Source organism: Verrucomicrobiota bacterium JB022, assembly GCA_030673845.1.
In the GTDB taxonomy this organism is placed as follows: domain Bacteria; phylum Verrucomicrobiota; class Verrucomicrobiia; order Opitutales; family Oceanipulchritudinaceae; genus WOUP01.
Window position 1 is genome coordinate 42357 of record JAUTCQ010000006.1, and the last position, 21536, is coordinate 63892.

19 protein-coding genes are annotated in these 21536 nt (G+C 61.7%); 13 read left to right on the forward strand and 6 right to left on the reverse strand.

Translation table 11 applies throughout. The annotated features are described in order from the left end of the window. Window positions 1-31: 31 nt before the first annotated feature. From proB to Q7P63_03915, 3 genes are all read left to right on the forward strand, one after another. The gene (gene proB, locus Q7P63_03905) at window positions 32-1141 is read left to right on the forward strand and encodes a glutamate 5-kinase (protein MDP0499224.1); all 1110 of its coding nucleotides are present in this window, start codon (window positions 32-34) and stop codon (window positions 1139-1141) included. 108 nt (window positions 1142-1249) lie between these two features. Beyond that, entirely contained in the window at window positions 1250-1510 is a 261-nt protein-coding gene (locus Q7P63_03910) for an addiction module protein (protein ID MDP0499225.1), read from the forward strand. Continuing rightward, entirely contained in the window at window positions 1494-1784 is a 291-nt protein-coding gene (locus tag Q7P63_03915) for a type II toxin-antitoxin system RelE/ParE family toxin (GenBank protein ID MDP0499226.1), read from the forward strand. Before Q7P63_03910 ends, Q7P63_03915 begins: the two co-directional genes overlap by 17 nt. A 120-nt stretch (window positions 1785-1904) precedes the next feature. Here Q7P63_03915 and Q7P63_03920 read toward each other — a convergent pair whose 3' ends face one another. After that, entirely contained in the window at window positions 1905-2627 is a 723-nt protein-coding gene (locus tag Q7P63_03920; GenBank protein ID MDP0499227.1) for a LytTR family DNA-binding domain-containing protein, read from the reverse strand. Continuing rightward, window positions 2608-3729: a histidine kinase gene (locus Q7P63_03925; protein ID MDP0499228.1), complete on the reverse strand. Its 1122-nt coding sequence runs from the start codon at window positions 3727-3729 to the stop codon at window positions 2608-2610. The genes Q7P63_03920 and Q7P63_03925 overlap by 20 nt, the downstream gene beginning before the upstream one ends. A 172-nt stretch (window positions 3730-3901) precedes the next feature. Between Q7P63_03925 and Q7P63_03930 the strand changes: the two genes are divergently transcribed. After that, window positions 3902-5152: an osmoprotectant NAGGN system M42 family peptidase gene (locus Q7P63_03930; protein ID MDP0499229.1), complete on the forward strand. Its 1251-nt coding sequence runs from the start codon at window positions 3902-3904 to the stop codon at window positions 5150-5152. 48 nt (window positions 5153-5200) lie between these two features. Here the strand turns inward: Q7P63_03930 and Q7P63_03935 are convergent, their stop codons facing one another. Next, a complete protein-coding gene (locus tag Q7P63_03935) occupies window positions 5201-5659 on the reverse strand; it encodes an effector binding domain-containing protein (protein ID MDP0499230.1) in 459 nt (152 codons plus the stop codon). 317 nt (window positions 5660-5976) lie between these two features. Here Q7P63_03935 and purM point away from each other — a divergent pair, with 317 nt between their 5' ends. Beyond that, window positions 5977-7068 (forward strand): phosphoribosylformylglycinamidine cyclo-ligase, encoded by a 1092-nt coding sequence (purM, locus tag Q7P63_03940; protein ID MDP0499231.1) that lies wholly within the window; start codon window positions 5977-5979, stop codon window positions 7066-7068. Window positions 7069-7350: 282 nt separating this feature from the next. Here the strand turns inward: purM and Q7P63_03945 are convergent, their stop codons facing one another. Then, on the reverse strand, window positions 7351-8988 hold the full coding sequence (locus tag Q7P63_03945) for a methyl-accepting chemotaxis protein (protein ID MDP0499232.1): 1638 nt from the start codon (window positions 8986-8988) through the stop codon (window positions 7351-7353). A gap of 124 nt (window positions 8989-9112) precedes the next feature. Next, window positions 9113-9730 carry a MarC family protein gene (locus tag Q7P63_03950; GenBank protein ID MDP0499233.1) on the reverse strand — a complete coding sequence of 206 codons (618 nt, stop codon included), beginning with the start codon at window positions 9728-9730 and terminating at the stop codon, window positions 9113-9115. 161 nt (window positions 9731-9891) lie between these two features. Here Q7P63_03950 and Q7P63_03955 point away from each other — a divergent pair, with 161 nt between their 5' ends. The 6 genes from Q7P63_03955 (at window position 9892) to Q7P63_03980 (ending at window position 18802) form a co-directional block, all read left to right on the forward strand. Further along, window positions 9892-10548, forward strand: coding sequence for an HNH endonuclease (locus tag Q7P63_03955; protein ID MDP0499234.1), 657 nt, complete (start codon window positions 9892-9894; stop codon window positions 10546-10548). After that, window positions 10526-10687, forward strand: coding sequence for a hypothetical protein (locus Q7P63_03960; GenBank protein MDP0499235.1), 162 nt, complete (start codon window positions 10526-10528; stop codon window positions 10685-10687). Before Q7P63_03955 ends, Q7P63_03960 begins: the two co-directional genes overlap by 23 nt. Before the next feature lie 560 nt (window positions 10688-11247). Further along, window positions 11248-12645 (forward strand): MFS transporter, encoded by a 1398-nt coding sequence (locus tag Q7P63_03965; GenBank protein MDP0499236.1) that lies wholly within the window; start codon window positions 11248-11250, stop codon window positions 12643-12645. A gap of 22 nt (window positions 12646-12667) precedes the next feature. Beyond that, window positions 12668-13726, forward strand: coding sequence for an Abi family protein (locus Q7P63_03970; GenBank protein ID MDP0499237.1), 1059 nt, complete (start codon window positions 12668-12670; stop codon window positions 13724-13726). Between the two features lie 509 nt (window positions 13727-14235). Then, window positions 14236-15327 (forward strand): ribonucleotide-diphosphate reductase subunit beta, encoded by a 1092-nt coding sequence (locus tag Q7P63_03975; GenBank protein ID MDP0499238.1) that lies wholly within the window; start codon window positions 14236-14238, stop codon window positions 15325-15327. A 202-nt stretch (window positions 15328-15529) separates the two neighbouring features. Then, window positions 15530-18802, forward strand: coding sequence for a ribonucleoside-diphosphate reductase subunit alpha (locus Q7P63_03980; protein MDP0499239.1), 3273 nt, complete (start codon window positions 15530-15532; stop codon window positions 18800-18802). Between the two features lie 85 nt (window positions 18803-18887). Here Q7P63_03980 and Q7P63_03985 read toward each other — a convergent pair whose 3' ends face one another. Then, window positions 18888-20117, reverse strand: a complete 1230-nt coding sequence (locus Q7P63_03985; protein MDP0499240.1) for a multidrug effflux MFS transporter — start codon at window positions 20115-20117, stop codon at window positions 18888-18890. A 104-nt stretch (window positions 20118-20221) separates the two neighbouring features. Here Q7P63_03985 and Q7P63_03990 point away from each other — a divergent pair, with 104 nt between their 5' ends. Together Q7P63_03990 and Q7P63_03995 are read left to right on the forward strand one after the other, a co-directional pair. After that, window positions 20222-20653, forward strand: a complete 432-nt coding sequence (locus Q7P63_03990; protein ID MDP0499241.1) for a MarR family transcriptional regulator — start codon at window positions 20222-20224, stop codon at window positions 20651-20653. 191 nt (window positions 20654-20844) lie between these two features. Beyond that, window positions 20845-21477, forward strand: coding sequence for a PEP-CTERM sorting domain-containing protein (locus tag Q7P63_03995; protein ID MDP0499242.1), 633 nt, complete (start codon window positions 20845-20847; stop codon window positions 21475-21477). Window positions 21478-21536 lie beyond the last annotated feature (59 nt).

Here is a 21536-nt window from a genome sequence, read left to right on the forward strand (position 1 = left end):
CCTCACGTGGCGTCTTGATCCTGCGATTGTCGTGGTGACCTTTCTCGCATCCAACGCCCGCCGCATCGTGATCAAGATCGGCACGAACACGCTGACCCAAGGGGGCCGCGTGATGAATCAGGACTGGCTGCAGCGCCTGTGCCTCCAGGTGGCCGAGCTTCGCCAGCGCGGGCTGGAGATCGTCATCGTGAGCAGCGGGGCCATCGGCCTCGGCATGGGGCGGTTGGGGCTCAAGCGCCGCCCGCGCAGCCTCAAGCAGCTCCAGGCCTGCGCCGCCATCGGCCAAAGCATCCTGATGGAGCACTGGTCGCGCGCCTTCGCCGAGCATGGCGTCACCTGCGCCCAGGTGCTGCTGACGCACGAAGACGTGAAGCACCGCGAGCGCCATGTGGCCGTGCGCGAGACGCTGGAGCAGCTACTGCGCTACGGCGTGGTGCCGGTGATCAACGAAAACGACACCGTAAGCACCCGAGAGATCAAGTTTGGCGACAACGACCTGCTGAGCGCACTGACCGCCAGCCTCACGAGCGCCGACCTGCTGGTGATCCTGACGACCGCCCCCGGCCTGCTCGACCTCAAGGGCACGGGCGAGCTGGTGCCGGTGGTCGAGACGATTACGCCTGAGATCGAGGCCATGGCCGGCGGCAGCGTTACCGAAACGAGCGTCGGCGGCATGATCAGCAAGATCCAGGCGGCCAAGGTGGCGACGGGTAGCGGCTGCGGCGTCTACATCGGCGACGGCACCGACCCGGTGATCCTCATGCACCTCGCGACGGGCCGCGCGGTGGGCACGTTCTTCCTGCCCAACAGCCTGGAGCTGGATTCCCGCCAGCGCTGGATGGCCTTTTTCCAACGCCCCCGCGGCCACGTGACTATCGACGAGGGCGCGATCCGGGCCTTGCGCGAACAGGGCGTGAGCTTGCTCGCCAAGGGCGTGACCACGGTCGAGGGCGCCTTCCTCGAAGGCGAAGTCATCGACATCTGCAACCCCGAAGGCCGCGCGATTGCCCGGGGGGTCAGCAACTACTCCGCCCACGAGCTGATGGCCGTCCTCGGCCAGAAGATCGAAGCCATCGAGCCGCTCTACCCCGACAAGCACCGCTACGAAGTCGTCCATCGTGACCACCTGGTGCTGCTGTAGGGCGGATGGCGCTCGGAGGAGTGTAGGAAATTGATTGAGCCGCAGATGGACGCAGATTTGCGCAGATGCGGGGGCGCAGGTTGACTTGACCAAGTCGGGCCTCTGACTATGCTCGTAGATTATATGCCGATGACAAAAGAGCAGGTTTTAGCCGAAGTGCTGCAATGGTCTGATTCCGACCGTGAAGAGCTTCTGGTTGCACTCGATGAGAGCCTGCATGGCGAGAGTTCCGACGAGATCAGCGACGCTTGGAAAGCGGAAATCGTCCGACGGGTGGAGGATATCGAGGCTGGCCGAGCCACGCTGTATCCGGCTGATCAAGTCTTTGATGAACTTAGAGCCGAGCTTCGCAATGCGCGTAACGATTGATGCACGTGCGCGTGCCGAGCTGCAGGAAGCGGCAAGATATTATGATGGATGTGAGGCCGGTCTCGGCGATCGTTTTGCGGCCGCCGCTCAACTGCAGCTGAGGAAGATCGAGTTGAGCCCGTTTCAGTACCGCAGTTGTGCAGCAGGATGTCGCATCAGCCGCATCCAAGCCTTCCCCTATAGCATTATCTATCAGCTGAGTAATGATCGGATTCTGGTGGTTGCTTTCCTGCACCACTCTCGGCGTCCCGGTTATTGGACATCACGCCTTTAGCATCCGCGTAAATTTGCGTTTCATCCGCGGCTAAAAAACACCGCTCCGCCACTCCGCCCACCTATCTGCGCAGATCTGCGTCCATCTGCGGCTCAATTACCCGCCTTTTCTGCCTATCCCCTACAGTCCCCAGACGTCTTTGAACGCCTGTGCTTGGCGGCGGGAAATCTCGACTTCGGTGCCGCCTTGCAGGGTGACTTTGAGGTTGCCGCTGAACCAGGGCTCGATGCCGTGGATCCACTCGATGTTGATGAGCTGGGCGCGGTTGGCGCGGAAGAATTTTTGCGGGTCGAGGCGCTTTTCCATCGCAGTGAGCGAGCGGTAGAGCAGGGGGGCCTCTTCGTCGAAGTGCACGCGGGTGTAGTTGCCTTCGCTTTCGAGCAGGCGGATGCGTTTGACTTCGACCAGCCAGCAGCGTTCGCCTTCGCGGATGAAGACGCGGTCTTCGGGGGCGAAGGACGCCGGGGCGGTCAGTTGACCGGGGGAGGGGTGATGGCCGTCCTGCACGCGCTCGAGGGCGGTGGCGAGGCGGTCGGGGTCGATGGGCTTGAGCAGGTAGTCGAGCGCATTGACCTCGAAGGCCTTGAGCGCGTACTCGTCGAAGGCGGTGGTGAAGATGACGCGCGGCACGGGCGGCTCCAGTGATTGGAGGAGGTCGAAGCCCGTTTCCTCCGGCATCTGGATGTCGAGGAAGAGCAGTTCGGGGTTCAGCTCGGCGATGCGCTCGCGGGCTTCGGCGGCGTGGCTGGCTTCGCCCACGATCTCCACTTGCGGGTGGGCCTGCAGGAGGCGGCGCAGTTGGTTACGCGCGAGGCGTTCGTCGTCAACGATGAGAGCTTTCATGCAAAACGGGGGTTGGGCGGAGCGAGTGCGCGGTGTGGAACGGCAGGTGTGCCTTGGCCACTACGGTGCCTTCGGGGCCGTTGTCGAGGCTCAGCTGCGCGGCTTCGCCAAAGAGCAGCTTGAGGCGTTCGCGGGTGTTGGTGAGGCCGGTGCCGGTCGAGATGCCGTGGTCGACGAGTTCGCCGGGGTTGCTGACGCAGATGATGAGCGTGGCGCCTTCGGCCCGGGCAGCCACCTGCAGCTCGCCCCCCGCAGCCTTGCGCGAGATGCCGTACTTGATGGCGTTTTCGACGAGGTGCTGGACGATGAAGGGCGGGATCATGCCGGCGAGGGCCCGATGCTCGATGTCGTAACGGATCTGCAGGCGGTCTTCGAAGCGGATCTTTTCCAGCGCGAGGTAGCCTTCCACCACCTGCAGCTCCTGGCTCAACGGCACCAGCTCGGCCCGGGAGGTGCGCAGGTTGTAGCGCAGCATTTGCGCGAGGTGGAGCACGGCCTGGTTGGCCCGCGTGGGGTCTTCGGCGATGAGGCTACTGAGGCTGTTGAGGCAGTTGAAGAGAAAATGCGGGTTGATCTGTGAGCGCAGGGCCCGCAGCTCCGCTTCCTTGGCGGATGACTGGAGGCGCAGGCGCTCGGTCTCCAGCTGGTGGTTGCGCTGCGTGACTTTGTAGCCGAGATAAATGCCGCACCAGCCTACATACAGGATCACGAGGTTGAGCCAGATGATGAGGACGAGAAAGGTGAAGACGGCGATGATCGGCGTCTGCGGCGAGGCCTGGATGTCTTCGGGCGTGATGATGAAGAGCAGCAGCGCTTCCAGCACCGAAAAGGTGAGGCTGACCCCGAGCATCGTGGGAATGATGCGAAAGAGGGCGGGGCGGGGGCGCAGCGTCAGCCACTTGCGCCGCTTCATGATGCTGCGCAGGTAGTGGGTGCCAAAGAGGCAGGCCGAAGTCAGCAGAGTGCTCTGCGTGATGATGTCGAGGACGCCTTCCTCGTCCTCCACCAGGCTGAAAATGGTGAGGATGATCCCTAGCGTCCCCCAGCCGCCAATCTGGCAGATCCAATACAGGTGTTTCCTGATCCAGGGGTGAACCGTCACTTCCCCAACATGTTACGAGGCGTGAGCAATGGGAAGCAAAACCGATGGGACCAGCGGATGGGGCACCGGATAGACGGCCAAACGTGCAGGGGCAGGCGGCTGGCGGGCGCTGGGCGATTTTCCGGGCTACTTTTGCTTGGCTTATCTGCCCCTAACGTGGTTCCTTTAACTCATGCCCGCGTACCTTCCCCTCGATTACCTGCAAGACATCCTGCTCGAGCTGCTCGCGATCCATAGCCCCTCCGGCTATACGGACCCGGTGGTCCGCCGCGTGTGCGAAGAGCTGGGCAAGCTGGGCGTGCGCTACGAGCTGACCCGCCGGGGCGCGATCCGGGCGACCTTGCCGGGCGAAGTCTACAGCCCCGACCGTGCGGTGGTCGTGCACCTCGACACGCTGGGCGCGCAGGTGCGCGAGCTGAAGGACAACGGGCGCCTGGGCCTGACGCCGGTCGGCACCTGGTCGGCCCGCTGGGCCGAGGGCGCGCGCGGCAGCATTTTTACGGACACGAAGCTCTTTCGCGGCAGCATCCTCCCGCTCAAGGCCAGCGGGCACGTTTACAACGACGGCGTCGACAAGCAGGAGGTGAGCTGGGACAACCTGGAGATGCGCGTCGATGCGCCCGTCTACAGCAAGAAAGACCTGGTCGACGCCGGCTTCAATGTGGGCGACTTTGTGGGAATCGACAGCCAGGCCGAGCTCCTGCCCAACGGCTACATCAATGCTCGCCACCTCGACGATAAGGCGGGCGTCGCCACCGTGCTGGCCGTGATCAAGCACCTCAAGGAGAGCAAGACCAAGCTGCCGGTCGACTGCCATATCCTCTTCACCCTCAGCGAAGAAGTGGGCATCGGGGCCTCCGCCGGCCTGCACGGCGATGTGGCCGAGATGGTGACGGTCGACAACGGCACGATGGCGCCGATCCAGAACACGATCGAGCGTGGAGTGACGGTGGTGATGGCCGACAGCTCGGGCCCGTTCGACTACCACCTCACGCACTTCCTCATCCACTTGTGCCAGGACCATGGGATCGAGCACGCGCGCGACATCTTCCGCTACTACCGTTGCGACAGCGCCTCGGCCATCGAGAGCGGCAACGACATCCGCACGGCGCTGATCGCCTTCGGGCTCGACGCCTCGCACGGCTACGAGCGCACGCACCTCGACTCGCTCAACGCGGTGGGGCAGCTCCTCGTCGCCTACCTCACAAGTCATCCCATCTTCAAGCGCAGCAAGCGCGCGCACATCTCGCTGCAGGACTTCCCCTCGACGCGCAAGGTGCCGGTCGCCACCCGGGCGGTCGAAGAGCCTGAAAACGTCGCCCAGCAGCCGATGGACGAGACCAAGCCGAGCCGTGGCGAACGCCCGACCACACCTCCACCCGCCGCCACCCCAAAGAAGACGGCCAAGAAAAAGGGATCGTAGAGGGGCAAGGGTAGGGCTTGATCAGCGCCTTTCCTTGCGCCTCTCGACTTACTCGACGCTGATATAGAGTTCCACCGTGTCGTCGGGGAGGTACTGCTCGAAATCGGTGGCGAAGCGACGGGTGTGGGGGCAGTCGCCTTGCTCGAAGTAGCGCCAGGCGGCATCCCAGCAGCCGTAGGAGGCGGTCTCTTTTTCGCCTTTGCAGGAGAAGACGAGGTAGCGGCCGGGCTGGAGCTGGACTTGGGTTTCGGTGTCGTAGGCGGGCACGTTGTCCATGCCGGCGACGACGGTGTAGGCACCTTCCCAGCCGTTTTCAAACTCGTGGTATACGCCGTAAATACGCTCCCCGCCTCGGGCGATCTGCGAAGGAAAGTCGTCACATAAATAACGGCTCCAAAGTTCGCGGATGGGAGAGACAGGCAAGCGGCTGTGGTCGTGATGAGACGTGCGCACGGCGCGACCAACGACCGTGAGACTTTGAGACAGCGAAACGATGACAGGTTCCATTTTTACGTGGCACCTCTACTGGTTCATTTTGCCAGGGGCAACGGTTAACTTCTTTGAGCGAACGTTAGGTGTAGGGCCGCTCCCACGAGGGCGGGAGCGGCCGGAGGTCAAGCGAGGCAGGCGCGGGAAAGTTGCGGCAGCTGCCTGGCGTGAGCAACGACTGAGTCAACAGGCCGCTCATGGGCGGCGGTGAAGGGTGATGATAGCGTGCGGCGGGGCAAATGCAAGGCTCGACTGGCTGGCGCGCCGGGCGACATTGGCGGGCGCGTGGAAGATCGGCATTGCCGAGGGCGGCGGAATCTGCTGCTTTTACGCGCATGTCCGAACAACCTTCCAAAGCCTACGCCCGCGCCGGGGTGGATATCGCCCTGGCAGATCGTCTGCTCGACCGTGTCAAGCCGGCCCTGAAGCGGGCCACCCGCCCGGAGGCGCTGGGCGCGATCGGCGGCTTTGGCGGCCTGTTCGACATTTCGAGCCTCAGCCAGCGCTGCAAGCACCCCGTGCTCGTGAGCAGTACCGACAGCGTGGGCACCAAGGTGAAGGTAGCTTCGCTGGCCAAGCGCTATGGCAACCTGGGCCACGACATCGTGAACCACTGCGCCAACGACGTGGCGGTGTGTGGCGCGGAGCCCCTCTTCTTCCTCGACTACTACGCCACTTCCAAGCTGGAAGAGCGCGCCTATGTCGAACTGCTCGAAGGCCTCGCCGATGCTTGCGTGGCGGGTAACATCGCCCTCGTGGGCGGTGAAACGGCCGAGCTGCCGGGCGTCTACGAAGAGAACGAGTTCGACCTCGTGGGCGCGGTCGTCGGCGTCGTCGACAAGCCGAAGATCCTGACGGGCGACCCGATCCGCCCGGGCGACCAGCTGATCGGACTTTCCTCCAACGGCCTGCATACCAACGGTTTTTCGCTGGCCCGCAAGATTTGCTTCCAGGAGCAGAACTGGCAGCCGCACACCCCCCTGCCGGGTGCCGACCACTTGACGGTGGGCGAGGCCTTGTTGGCCCCGCACCGCAATTACGCGCCCTTCCTCCAGTCGGCGCTGGCGCTGTTCAACAAGAACGAGCGCGCCGATGTGCGCGAGGGCAACGCGCTCTTTGGCGCCGCCCACATCACCGGCGGCGGCTTTACCGGCAACATCCCCCGCGTGCTGCCGAGCAATGTCGATGTGACGGTGTGGACCGACAGCTGGGAAACGCTGCCGATCTTCAACGCCCTCACCCGCTTCGGCGAAGTCAGCTACGAAGAGCTGCACGAGGTCTTCAACATGGGCATCGGTATGGTGCTCGTGGTGGCCCCGGAAGCGCTCGAGCAGATCAAGGCCTGCGCGGTGGAAGCTGGCCACCATGCCTTCCACATCGGCGAAGTGACCGCCGGCGAGGGCAATGTGAAGCTGCAGCGCGGGTAAGCGCTTGGATGCTTCAGAAAAGGTTTCCAAGGCTGAGGATGTGCTTTCCTCAGCCTTTTTGTTTGTTCCTTATCCGCGCCGACGGCGAAGGGCGGCAACCCCAAGTGCGCACAGTGCGGCAAACAAGGTGAAGGTAGTTGGCTCGGGCACGTTTGCGACGACTGCGGTGCCCTTTAGCTGCACAATGGGGAAGAAGGTGCCCGTGCGGTCGCTGCTCTCGGCGGTTTTAAGAGATTTATATAAAACGTTATCAAATCCTCGGCTCAAGAAGTCAGGAGGCGCTTAGTTCCCGCGCTCCAGCTCCAGATGGACGGCGCTTTGGGGCACGAGGAGGCGGGCGACCCGGGGAGAGTGGCCGTTGAGCTGATTGGGGTCTTTGGCGAAGGTCATCCGGTGGCTGCGGCCATTGAGGCCGTGCGAGCGGGCAGGCTGATGCATGGCAGGGGCTTCGACGGTAGCGGCCATGGTTTTCTCCTGACGGCTGCCGCTCATGATCAGCAGATCGTCGACGAGGCGCTTGAGCGCCTTGGACTGCTGGTGCAGCTCTTCGGAGGCGGCGGCGGTCTCTTCGGCCATCGAGGCGTTGGTCTGCACCACCTGGTCGATCAGGCTCACGCCTTGGTTGATCTGCTCGATGCCGGTTTTCTGCTCGTGGGTGGCCGCGTCGATGTCCTTGATGCAGGCGTTGACGCGGTGAGTGGCGGCGACGATGGTTTCGAGACTGCTCCCCAGGCGGTTGCTGATCAACGCTCCGTGCTCGGCCTTTTCGCGGGAGCCCTGGAGCTGCGTGGTGGTGAGGCGGGCGGCTTCGGCGCTGCGGCGGGCGAGGGTGCGCACCTCATCGGCCACGATGGCAAAGCCGGCCCCGGCTTCCCCGGCCCGGGCGGCTTCCACGGCGGCGTTGAGCGCGAGGATGTTGGTCTGGAAAGCGATTTCGTCGATCGACTTAGTGATCTGGCCGACGTTGAGTGCGGCTTCTCGGATCTCCTGCATCGCGGCGAGCATCTCCTGCACGGTCTGGGCGCCGGCGGTGGCGGCTTCTTCCGTTGCTTTGGCGATAGGGAGGGCTTCGCGGGTGGTCTCGGCGTTGCGCGCGGTGTTGGCGGAGATTTCTTCGAGGCAGGCGCTCGATTCTTCGAGAGACGAGGCCTGCTCCGTGGCGCCATTGGCGAGGGCGCTGGTGGCCCCGGCAATCTGGTGGGTGGCGGCGGCGATCTGGTCGGCCCCTTGGTCGATGGATTGGGCGAGGCGTGCGAGCAGGTTGCTCGTCTGGCGCACGATGGTGATGAGGCCCGCAAAGCCGATCGCAATGCCCAGGCCGATCCCGAGCGAAGCCCACCATTCGGAGTGGAGGGCAATGCGGTCGAAACTAGCGTTCAAGGCCGCAAGTAAGGTGTCTTCGTGAGCGCGGAGCTCCGCGATGGCCTCACGCATCTGGCGGACGCGGCCATGGCTCTTGGCGCGGTCGAGGTCTTCCACCAGCGCGGCGAAAGTGAGGGTGCCGGCGGTGACGGCCTGGCGGTGCGCGATCTCGGGCTGCAGGTCTTGCGCGATCCATTCGCGGGCGAGCCCATGGATGCGGTCCAGCTCGGCCTGTTGCTCCGGCTCGGCTGCGAACAGCGCCTTCGCTTCGTCGATCAGCAAAGGGATGCGCTCCAGCCCGGCCTGGTAGGGCTCCAGATAGCTGGCATCGTCGGTCAGCAAGTAGCCGCGTACGCTGGTCTGCATGTCGGCCAGGCACTGCTGCAGCTCGTCGATGCACTCGACCGTCTGGCGTGCGTGGTCGACGGCATGCTCGGTCTCCAGCAGCGTCGCGATGTTGTGGTAGAGCAGCGCGGCACAAAGGGCGATCAACGCAAAGCAGAGCGTCGCGGCGGTGAACACTTTAGCGCGCAAAGACCGGAGCTGGAGAAATTTCATGGCGGATACAGGCAGGAGTGGGACCAAGGGTAACCACTCATGCATATCGCCCGGTCTTTGGATCGCTTAACTTCTATTCGCGATAAGATTAGCTGGCTAATTCGTAAAAAACGCAGGGCAAGCCCTAGCGGGCTGGTAGCAAGCCACTGCTCTGCAAGCCATTAAAGACAAACTGGACCGCCATGGCCGCGAGGATCAGGCCCATCAGGCGGCGGCTGACCCTAAGCATGAGGGGGTTGAGCCAGCGCGCCCCATACGCCGAGAAGCGCAGCACGATAAACGTCACAAACATGACTGCCACGATCGAGCCGTAGAGGATGACCATGTGGACCCAGGTGTCGGCCTGGCTCTGGAGCAGCACGCTGGTGGAGATGGCGCCCGGGCCGGCCAGCAGAGGCACCGCGAGCGGCGTTACCGCAATATCTTGCCGGCGGGCCGCTTCCGCACTCTCTTCGGGCGTGATCTGGCGGCGCGATTCCTCCGCCTTGAGCATGTCGAGCGCGATGAGGAAGAGCAGGACGCCCCCGGCCACCTGAAAGGCCGGGATCGTGATGCCCATGGCGCGGAAGATCAGCTCGCCCAGCATCGCGAAGGCCAGCAGCACGCAGGAGGCGACGATGCAGGCGACGCGCGCCATGTCGATCCGCTCGCTGGGGGAGTTGTCGGGCGTAATGGCCAGGAAGAGGGGCACCGCCGAAAGCGGCCCGCTGATCACGAACAGCGAGACGGGTGCGAGTAACAAAAACTCTACCGGTGACATCGCCTCCCACTATAGCGGAGGTTTCGGGTTTCGCCAGCCCCCATTGCCTGACGTTGGTGTGACATCTGGGTTAAATAGGCTTGACAGTTGCTGTTGAAGGATTGACAGGCGCCCCCTTTTCTCGATTATAATCGAATCCCTAGATGATTTTCGCACCGTCCTCCTCCACCGAAGACACTCAGGTCAACGACGAGAGGCCATCTTTTCGCCGGGTGCTGGTGCTCAACCGCAATTGGCAGGCGGTGAACATCATTGGCGTGCGGCGGGCCTTTACGCTGCTTTGGCAGGATCACGCGCGCGTGATCAATACGTTCGACGGCCAGTTCTTGCCGCTCTCCACTGTCGATTGGCTGGAATTCTCCGAAGCCGCCGCCAGCCGCAACCTGAAGGGCGCGGAGTGGGTCCGCACCATCCGCCGCAGCATCCTGATGCCCAAGGTGCTGCTGCTGAACGATTTTGACCGGCTGCCCATCACCGAGGTCAAGTTCAACCGCCAGAGCGTTTTTGAGCGCGACAACTTCACCTGCCAGTACACCGGGCAGACGTTTCGCGCCAAAGACCTGACGCTCGACCACGTGATCCCGCGCGAGCGGGGTGGGCGCACCTCCTGGGAAAACATCGTCACCTGCTCCCGGGAGATCAATGCGCGCAAGGCCAACCGGCTGCCCCACGAGGCGGGGCTGCGGCTGATCCGTAAGCCGAGCCGCCCCAAGTGGCGTCCTTTCGCGGCCATCGTCGCTGGTTCGGACATCGATGCCAGCTGGGCCCAATTCCTTCATGTTGAAAAAAGCGCGTCTTAAATACCTCAAGTTCCTGCAGGAAGAGCGCCCCCGCAATCGCCGGCTGCGCTCTCACCCGCTGATTGCTCAGCCCGTGCCCGCTCCCGGCACCTCCCGGGCAGTCCTGCAGAAAGCGCCTTGGACCGAAATGGTCGCGTAACCGCCCGCCCGGCGACACGCGACCTTTTTTGTTTTCAGGCATCTTGCGCGACCCGATCCGCCGCCGCGGACCAGGGTGGGGGAGAGATTCCTCCAAAAAGAGAGGCGGCTGGTGTTGATTCAGAAGGGTCCTGCCGCCGTGGCACACCCTCCGGTGTGCAGTTTAGTTGCGTGAGATTCCCGGGGTATCGGGCCTTGCGGCCCTCGACCCCGGGCTAAGTGATGGCATCCTTCCGGCACCAGCAAGCCGGGGCTGTCGCTGGCGTAGCGCAAGATTGAAGCTTGTAGGGATCTGCCTGCGGGAAGCTCGACCTCCAGATATTTGCGGCTTTGATCGCTGGCGTTGGGAATGTTTCGGCCCTGAAAGCCGAAAACCCCCTGTAGACTTCCGAGGGGCCGGTAGCACGACTCATCGTCTTGCGTTGGGTTCTCTTACTTTCGGAAGGGGGCAAGTCAAGGCGCGGAACAAGTGGTGCCCGCCAGCCACGAAACGTTTGCGCAAGGCGGCGCAGGTGGCTTTACTTGCGAGGAACTCCAGCCGATAACAGGACGCTTCATCTCATGCGTGCTTCCGCTTCCCGCCGCCGACCATCTGCCCCGCTGGGCAGCCTGCGCGCCAACCTGACCAACTGCATCATCGAGGGCACCTTTGCGACCCCGTGGGTCTTCCTCGCGCTGCCGGGTAACTTCCTGCTCTCGATGCTGCTGGTCGACCGCTTTGGGTTGGACAAGGCGACGTATGGCTGGATCGCCTCGCTGCCCTTTTGGGCCAACTTCCTGCAGGTGTTCATCGTGCCGTTTCTCGCGCGCTACCTCACGGGGCGCGACCTGGCGGTCAACATGGCGTGGTTCAACGTGGGGCTGTGGTTGACCTTCGTCGGCTTCCTGCCCTATGTGCCGACGGAAGACCCTGGGGCGGTGCGCGAGCTGATGCTGTTCTTCTTTACCGGCATCTGTATCACGGCCTCGCTGGTCACGGTCGGCTGGACGGCTTGGACGCGTGACTGGGTGCCCACACCCCTGCAGAGTCGTTACTTTGGCGTGCGCAACCGCTGGATCAACGCCGCCACGGTCGCCTACCTCGTGCTGGTGGCGGCTCTGGCCTACGATGCGGAGGGCTCTTCCATCCGGCACTTCCAGTGGCTGATCGGGATCGGGGTGGTGGCGCGCCTGGGCTCGGCCCTGTGGAACAACACCATCCGCACCCCCGGGAAGGATGGGGAGCTGAGCCGTGCGCACTTCTGGCAAAACCTGCGCTTGCTCAAGGGTGAGAAGGCGTTCTGGCGCTTCGTGATCTTTGCCGCCTGGGTGGGCTTCTGGATCAGCTTCATCAGCCCCTTTGTGCCCCTCTATGTCTATCGGCACCTCGACGGCACGGTCTTCCTCATGGCCACGCTCACGATCCTTTCGACCCTGATGGGCGCGATTGCGATGCCGCATGTCGGTCGACTGGTGGAGCGGCATGGCGCGCGGCCCGTGATCATGCTGTCGCTCGTGGCGTGGAAGGGCATGGACTATACGTGGCTGTTTCTCAACCCTGGCAACCGTTGGATCCTTTACCCGCTCTGGTGTTGGGGCGGCACGGTCTCGGTCGGCTACCTGCTCGGGATCTTCCTGCTGCTGATGAAGCTGGTGCCCCGGCATGCCAAGAGCGCGGCCATCAGCATTCACCTGGCGATCACTTCGCTGGGCACGGCCATGGGCCCGGTGGCGGCCGGGTGGTTCCTCAGTCAGGGCCAGAATTGGGGTCTGGACGAGGCGACGCTGTTCCGCATCGGCTTCGCGCTTTCATTCACGTTTACCATCGCGTCCATCCTCATCCTGCGCCCGGTGCAAGAGCCCAACGTGAAGGGCGAGGCCTCCATGCTCGGTACCATGCGCAGCCTCCGCCAGTTGATGCTTTACACCGGCATGGGCGCGTTTCTAAACACCAACCTGTCGCGGCGGCACGGGCGGTAAGGGTGTTGGGGGTTAATGGCTTATGTTTACGCCCTCTAATGGGCTGGGTCCGGGTGGCCTGGCGGGATTGTTCCGTCAGGCTACCCGATCTATTTCCTTGTTTAGGTGCGCTATTGCTCTCATATTATTTCTTAACAATACCCGCCAGGCCTCTCAACGATGCCCAAATTGGCGGGTTACTCTTTTAGCCTCAAGAATATGGTGGCAAAGCGCTTTTAAGCGCTACGATGAGCAGATTGCCATTCTCAGGGCGCGCGGGCTGCAAGTGGGAGATGTCGCGTTTGCGAAGCATATTTTGACCCACTATAGTTACTATCGGTTGTCGGCCTATCGTTTTCCGTTTCAGGATACCAAAGATCAATTCAGGCACGGCACAACTTTTGAGGAGCTGTGGGCACTGTATGTTTTTGATCGAAAGCTACGAGCTTTGGTGGGGGAGGCCTGCAAGCATCTGGAAGTTTCGGTTCGCGCCACATGGGCCTACATCATGGGAGAATCACACGGCCCTGACGCTTATGAGCAAGGGGCCTGTTTTCGCCACCAAAGGCGTTATCAAGCGAATCTCGATTCCTTGGACCGCTTACTAGGCCAAAGTCAGGAGCCCTTCGTCTCTCACTATCGAAACCAGCATGGCATGAATCGCCCGCCAATCTGGTGTGTGACTGAGGTCATGAGTTTTGGCTTGTTGAGCCGCTTCTATGCAAATACAGCAGCAGATCGGGACAAGAAAGCTGTAGCGCGAATTTATGGGTTATCGATCAATGGCTTTGAATCCCTGCTGGAGCATACCGTTTACTTGCGGAACCTATCGGCGCACCACGCACGTCTCTGGAATCGCCAGTTTACGGTGACGGTGTCGCTTCCGCAAAAGCAGCCGAATGCTGTGGTCAAGAGCCTGAACCCGCAAGAGCCCAGGCGCCTCTATAATTCCTTGGTTTTGCTTGGGCATGTGGTGCAGGTGGTCGCCCCTGAGTCCGATTGGTTGGAGAGGGTGCGCGCCCATGTTCTGTCATTGCCGGTGAAAATGCAGGCGGATATGGGGTTCCCGCGCGATTGGGAATCCAGGCCGGTTTGGCTCTGATTTTCTTGAATCGCTGCTAACGTAAACCTGCACCTTCGTTTTGCCTTACTTTTGGGGCGCTATCCGGTGAGAGGCGTCACAAATCCGTCACTTCAGATGGTGCGAAGTGTGTAAGTTATTCACAATTGTGGGGAAAACGTTGCTGGAAGGTGTGGGAAAATTTGTAAGTCGTTGATAATTGGCAAAAGTCGTTGTGAATAACTCGGTGGATAACTTGGAATATCTCCTTCTTGCGCCTAGATTCCTAAGGTTCATTGTATGCCGCCGGAGGTGGAGCAGGCTGGTGGTTTCCGGCAAAATGTCACCTTCTGGCGCAAGCTGAAAATCAGGGGCAAAAATTGAGCCGGTTCGGTGTTGACTGCCCCCCCTTCGATTCCTACGGTGCACAACATCTGGTGCCCGAAGGGCTGAATTGACACAATATGTAGGGCTTCGGGCCCTATTTTCGTCATTCTTTTCCTTGACGCGCCTAAGCCCTTTATCCTGCGAATTTTAGCTGCCATCGCTCCATGGAAACCACCACCTACACCATCGGAAACAAGACTTTCGTCCTCGACCGCGACAAGGCCGAGGAAGCATTTGCCGCCAAGCGCGTCATCAATGGTCGCGACACCATGTTCTTCAACATCTTACCGTTGAAGTATCAATGGGCTTACGATCTTTACAAGACGATGAAGGCCAACCACTGGGAGCCGGAAGATGTCCCGATGCAGAAGGACGTGGAGCAGTGGCGGGATACCAGCGGGGAGATTAGCGAAATCGACCGCTGGATCATCCGTATGGCGATCGGCTATTTCAGTGCGGCCGAAGGCATTGTGGGCGACAACATCCAGCACGTAACGCGCGAGCTGGTTACGGCTTCGGAGCTGAAGCTGGTCTTGGGTCGCCACGCCCACGAGGAGAACATCCACGCCGACAGCCTTGTCTACATGCTGGCCTCACTGGGCATCAACCCGCACGAGTGCGAGGCGATGTTTGAGGATGTCGATACGATCAAGAAGAAGACGGAGTTTGTGGTGCGCAACAGCCGTTCGCTGCGCCGGGACTTCGACCTGACGAAGACCGAGAACAAGCAGGCCTTGGCCAAGAACATGTTCCTCTTTGGTCAGGTGATGGAGGGCACGCAGTTTTACGGCCTCTTCGGCATGGTGCTGAGCCTCTACCGCCAGAACAAGTTCCCGGGCATCGGCCAGATGTTCCGTTATACCCTGCGCGACGAGTCCAACCACATTCAGGTCTTCAAGAATTGCATGCTCGATCTGGTGGCCGAGAACCCCGACGTGTGGACGAAGGAGTTTCAGGACGACCTCGTCGCCACGATGAAGGAGGGCATCACGCTGGAGAAGGAGTTCATCCGCGACTGCCTCCCGGTCAACGCTCTGGGTCTCAGCGCCGACGAATTTATCCAGTACATCGACTACATCGCCGACCGCCGCCTCGAATCCTGCGGGCTGCCGGTCCTCAATCCGGGCATCACCAACCCGTTGCCCTGGCTGGCCGAGATGATGGACATCCGCAAGGAGCAGAACTTCTTCGAAGGCCGCGTCACCGAATACCGCAAGGCTTCGTCTTTGGCCGAAGTCGACGAAGACGATCTGTAGAATCCGGGTATTACAGAAGAACACGAAGAGCACAAAGTAGATCCATTTGAACAGAAGTTAGGAGAGGAAGAGAGTTTTGCGGATTTGTTTGAACCGCAGGCCGAACTCTACCCTCTCCTCTTCGTGTCCTTAGTGCTCTTCTGTTAAATTACTCCTCTCACTCCCCTAACTTCTGTTCCAATCACTTTTAAGGCTACGTCCCATGATTTCGACCCACTTTGACGAAGATCTCGCGCTGAAGCGCTTCATTACTGCCCCCGCCGACACCAAGCCGCGCTTTGACTGGCGTGGCACCGTGCGGCAGGATTCGCTGTTCTCGCCCGAACTCGTGCCGGCCACCATCAAGGTGCGCCGCGACGACGAGGTGCTCGACTTCGACCTCGCCGAGGTGGCCGACAAGATCGGCCTGGCACTGACGAACCTGCTCCTCAGCCGCGATACCGACGAAGACCTGATCTTCACCCCGAAGAATCAGGAGTTCGTGGGTGCGGTCTCTCGTTCGGTGGGTGACCGCCTGGCCAAGCTGGTCAACGAAGGCAAGCCGCTGACCCTGAGCCCGCGCGAGATCGACCTGCTGGTCGAAAAGATCCTGCTCGATCACAATGCGCCCGACGTGGCCAAGAGCCTCCTGCTCCTGCGCAATGCGGGCGAGGAAGAGCTGGAAGCGCCCTTGAGCGTGCGCGTGATCCGCCGCAACAACCGCGAAGTGCCGTGGGACTCGAACAAGATCGAGATCGCGGTGCGCAAGGCCTTCCTCACGATGGGCCTCGACAGCGAGCCGGCCGTGGTCGTCTCCCGCACGGTGACGGAGCGCGTGCGCAACCTCAACGTGGGCCGCGTCCACATCGAGGAAATCCAGGACATGGTGCAGGAAGAGTTGATGCGTCAGGGCCACTTCAAGGTCGCCGAAGGCTACATCCTCTACCGCGCCCACCGCCGCCACATCCGCGAACAGCAGGAGGTGGAAGTGCCGCGCGACGACGACCGCCAGGCCAGCATGATCCTCGTGACGATGGAGGATGGCCGCAACGAGTTCTGGGACGGCCTCGATCTGAAGCTGCGTATCGAATACGCCACCATCGGCCTCGCGCTCAACCTGAGCAACGACGCGATCGAGCAGGAGCTGCGCCGCTCCGTCTACAGCGAGATGAAGTATGTGGACCTCAAGCGCACGATCATCCTCAACGCCAAGTCGTTGATCGAGCGAGACGCAGACTTCACCAAGTTCGCCGGTCGCATCCTGCTGACCTACATTTACGAAGAGGTGCTGGATTGGGACATCGCCCGCGATGGCATCGGCAAGCTCAAGGACGCCCACCGCCGTGGCTTCAAGCGTTACCTGCGCCGTGGCGTGCAGCTCGAGCGTCTCAACCCGAAGGTGGTCGAAGCCTACGACCTCGATCAGTTGGCCGACGCGCTCGACCCGAATGCCGACATGGACTTCGATTACCTCGGCATCCAGACGCTGTACGACCGCTACCTCATCGTCGACAAGAGCGCGAGCCCGCACCGTCGCCTCGAAACGCCGCAGTATTTCTGGATGCGCGTCTCCATGGGCCTCTTCTTCCGCGAGGAGAAGGCGACCCGCGAGGGCCGCGCGATGGACCTCTACAACCTCTACAAGAGCCGTCGCTTCTGCTCCAGCACGCCCACGCTGTTCAACAGCGGCACGATGCACAGCCAGCTTTCGTCGTGCTACCTCTACAAGGTCGACGACTCCATCGAGAGCATCATGGTGCGCGGCATTGCCGAAAACGCCTTCCTCTCCAAGTGGGCGGGCGGCCTCGGTGGCTCGTGGACGAGCGTGCGCGGCACGGGCAGCTACATCAAGGGCACCAATGGCGAGAGCCAGGGCGTGATCCCCTTCCTCAAGCTGCACAACGACCAGCTCGTGGCCGTCAACCAGGGCGGCAAGCGCAAGGGCAGTGGCTGCGCCTACCTCGAAACGTGGCACAACGACGTCTACGACTTTCTGGAGCTGCGCCGCAATACGGGTGACGACCGTCGCCGCACGCACGACATGAACACGGCCAACTGGATCCCCGACCTGTTCATGAAGCGCCTCGCGCTGCGCTCCGAGCCCGGGGCCAAGAAGCATTGGACGCTCTTCCGCGCCAACGAAGTCTCCGACCTGCACGACCTCTACGGCAAGGCCTTCGAGGAGCGTTACGAGCAATACGAGCAAGCGGCCGAAGAGGGCAAGATCTGGAGCCGCCAAGTGCCCGTGGTCGACCTCTGGAAGCAGATGCTCAAGATGCTCTTCGAGACCGGTCACCCGTGGATCACCTTCAAGGACCCGTGCAACGTCCGCAGCCCGCAGGATCACACGGGCGTCATCCACAGCTCCAACCTGTGCACGGAGATCACGCTCAACACGAGCAAGGACGAAACGGCCGTCTGTAACCTCGGCTCGGTGGTGCTCGAAAACCACATCAAGGCCGATGGCAGCCTCGATCTCGAAAAGCTGCGCGAGACGATCCGCATCGCGGTGCGTGCGCTGGACAATGTGATCGACATCAACTTCTACCCGACGGACGCCGCCCGCACCGCCAACAGCCGCCACCGCCCGATCGGCCTCGGCGTGATGGGCCTGCAAAACGCGTTGTTCGTCAAGGGCATGTCGTTCGCCAGCCAGGAAGCCGTCGAATTCAACGACGAGTTCATGGAAGCGATCGCCTACTTCGCCTACGAGGCCTCCAGCGACCTCGCGGCCGAGCGCGGCACCTACGAGACCTACCAGGGCAGCAAGTGGAGCCGTGGCCTGCTCCCGCCGGACACGCTCGACCTGCTCGAGCAGGAGCGTGGTATGCCGCTCGACGTGGCCCGCGGCGGCAAGCTGGACTGGGACGCCCTGCGCACCCGGATCGGCCAGCAAGGCATGCGCAACTCCAACGTGCTCGCCATCGCCCCGACCGCTACGATCAGCAACATCATGGGCAGCAGCCCGTGCATCGAGCCCACCTACAAGAACATCTTCGTCAAGAGCAACCTCTCGGGCGACTTTGTGGTGCTCAACGCCTTCCTCGTGCGCGACTTGAAGGAGCGCGGCCTGTGGACCGACGAGATCCGCGACGCCCTGAAGTACTTCGACGGCGAACTGAGCAAGGTCGACGGCATCCCGCAAGACCTGCGCGAGCGTTACCTGACGGCCTTCGACGTGCCCTACGAGTGGGTGATCAAGGCCGGTGCGCGTCGCCAGAAGTGGATCGACCAAAGCCAGTCGCTGAACCTCTGGCTGGCTGAGCCCGACATGAAGACGCTCAGCCACATGTACCGTGCCGCCTGGGAGCAAGGTCTCAAGACCACCTACTACCTCCGCACGCTCGGCGCCTCCAATATCGAAAAGGCGACCGTGACGATGAAGCAGAGCAAGACCCCCGCCGCCGCCCCGCGCAAGACCTTCACCGAAGAGGAGAAGCTCGTCTGCTCCATCGAGGCCATGCGCAATGGCGAAGAGTGCGAAGCCTGCCAATAAGGTAGCTTCTGCTCGATTCGTTCACCTTTGCACGCTCCCGGTTCTCCGCCGGGAGCGTTTTTTATGTTTGGAAGGGCGTCTGCCGTTACGCCTGCAGGCTGGCGGTGAGGGCGGCGTCGAATTTCTGCGGGGTGGGCCAGGCGGAGACGAGGGCGAGCGTCGCGCAGGTGGCCATGAGGCCGAAGAGCGGCAACACGCCATATTCGCCGCTGACCCAGGCCGAGGCCGTGCTGAGCGCGCCGGAGATCAGGAACTGCAGCGTCCCCAGGATCGAGGCGGCGACCCCGGCATTACGCGGGAAGAATTCGAGGAAGCAGGCTTGGACGTTGGGCCCGATCGCGCCCACGATGCCCACCGAGATCATCAGAAACGGTACCACGGTGGTCAGCTCCGGGCGCAGGCTGTAGGCCAGGCAGAGGCCGATCAGCGTCACGCTCTGGATCAGCACGCCCGTGCGCAGGACCTTTACGGGGCGGACTTTGCCGATCAGGCTGCGGCTGACGAGCATTGAGCAGATCATGGTGGCGATGTTGGCCGCAAAGAGGATCGAGAACAGGCGCTTGCTCGCGGCAAAGTGCTCCTGATACAGCATCGAGGCATTGGTCACAAAGATCAGCACCACGCTGTAGCACATCGACATCACGCCCACGAAGTGCAGCGCCAGCGGGTTTTTCAACACCATTGAAAACGACTCCACCAGCGTGAGCTTGCCCATGGTAGGGATGTGGTGCGTAGCGGGCTTGAGGCCGCGCATCAGCGCCAGGGATACGACGATGGCGTAGAGGGTGAGGAAGATGAAGACGCCATGCCAGTCGGCAAATTCGAGGATCAACGTGCCCAGGCTGGGGGCTGCCGCCGGCGCGCACATGGTGATGAGCCCTACCATGCCGAAGAGCTTGGCGGCCGCGTTGCCCGATACCCGGTCGCGTATGATCGCGGGCACCGAGACGATGGCGAAGCCGCCGCCCAGCGCCTGGAAGAAGCGCAGGATGTAGACGCCCTGCAGCGTCGTTTGCGTGGCGATGCCGATGCAGCTGAGGATGAAAATGAAGAGCCCGGCCAGCAGGATGTGCTTGCGGCGAAAGCGATCGGAAAGGTACCCGCCGATGAGCTGGCCTACGGCGATGCCCCACATGTAGACGCCCACCGTTGCCGACACCTTGGAGATCGGCTCGTCGAAATACGCTGCCATGTCGGGAAAGGCGGGCAGATACGCGTCGATGGACAACGAGGTGAGGGCGGTGACGGAGGCAAGCAGGGCGGTGAACCGCAGCGAGGTGGCCGGCGATGAAGAATGGCGGGCGTCGGTAGACATGTAATTTCCGAAAGGAATTAAATGGTTGTATGATGCAACTTTTCGGCTATTCTAATGCTGACGTCAACCGCAAGATATTTTTTCCTCACTCCCACCCTCGCCTCATGTCTGTCGATCCGCATCTCCCTCTCGCCCTTGGTCAAGTAGTCCGTGGTTTTCGTGCCGAGTGGGGCGCGCGCATGCAGGCCCTCGGGTATAGTTTTTCGCTGGTGCACTACCACGCGCTGCTGTTGATCGAAGAGCAACCGGGGCTGCACCTGCAGGGGATTGCCGAGCATTGCGCGCTGGACAAGGCCAACATCACGCGCATGGCAAAAGAGCTCGTCGCGCAACACCTGGTGCGGCGCGAGCCCGACCCGAATGATCGTCGCTGTGCGCGTCTGGAGTTGACAGATGAGGGTAGGCACCAATTGGCAGAATTGAAGGCGGTCAAGGAGTCGCTGAATGAGCAGATGTACGGCCACCTCTCGCCCGAGGAGCAGCGCCTGTTGAGCGACTTGCTGAACAAGGCGCTCCGGCGCCCTACCGAGGGGTAGGGCTTGGCAACCAAGCTACTAGCGGTATGGTAACCTGTTTTAACCGCCGTCCAAGAACGTAAGGGATTTTGCGGTCCTTCAAAAGCTGTTGTCTTCAGTCATTAGCTCGTATGTACTGGATGCGTCAGGATTCTAATGGGCTTCTGCTGGTCCAGTAGTTTTTTCTCTAAGCTTCGTCTGAACAATAAATCATGAAATTGTCTCTCCTTTTTCCTCTGGTGGCAGGCGCCATGGCCTTGGGCGCTCTCACCAATTCGATCTCGGCCATGGTGAATGTCACCACGCCCGCGATCCCGATTTCCATCTCCGGCAGCGGTAGCTATGCACTTGACCTCAATGGCGACTCGATCACCGAGGTGACGATGTCCTTCTACGACTCTCTCGACTTGATGCGCATCGCGAGTTCAAACGGCACGCGGTGGGTGCAAGACCCTGCTGGAATGTCGAACTTCCCAGCTCAGTTGGGCGACGAGAGGTTCATCGACAGTAACGACACCTTTGTTACCGCCCCCGGTTGGAATTTTGGACCCCGATTGACGGAAGGAGCTGGTTGGATTGACCCCGTAACGGGTGAAGGCGGTGGCGGCATTGGGTTTATCGGTTTCGAATTCACGATTGGCACCGATACCCACTACGGTTGGGCCCAATTCGATTTCCCAGGAGGTGAGGCGGGTTATAGCATCTTGGCTTACGCCTACGAGACGACCCCCAACACGGGTCTTTATACGAGTGCCCCGGTGGTCCCCGAGCCTGCCGCGACGGCAGCCTTCGCCGGCCTTGGGATCGCGGGCTTCGTCCTCCTGCGCCGTCGCAAGCAAAGCTAGCGCAGCGCCAGAAGCACCTACGATTTTTCTTTCACCGGCACGGCATACGTGCCGGTTTT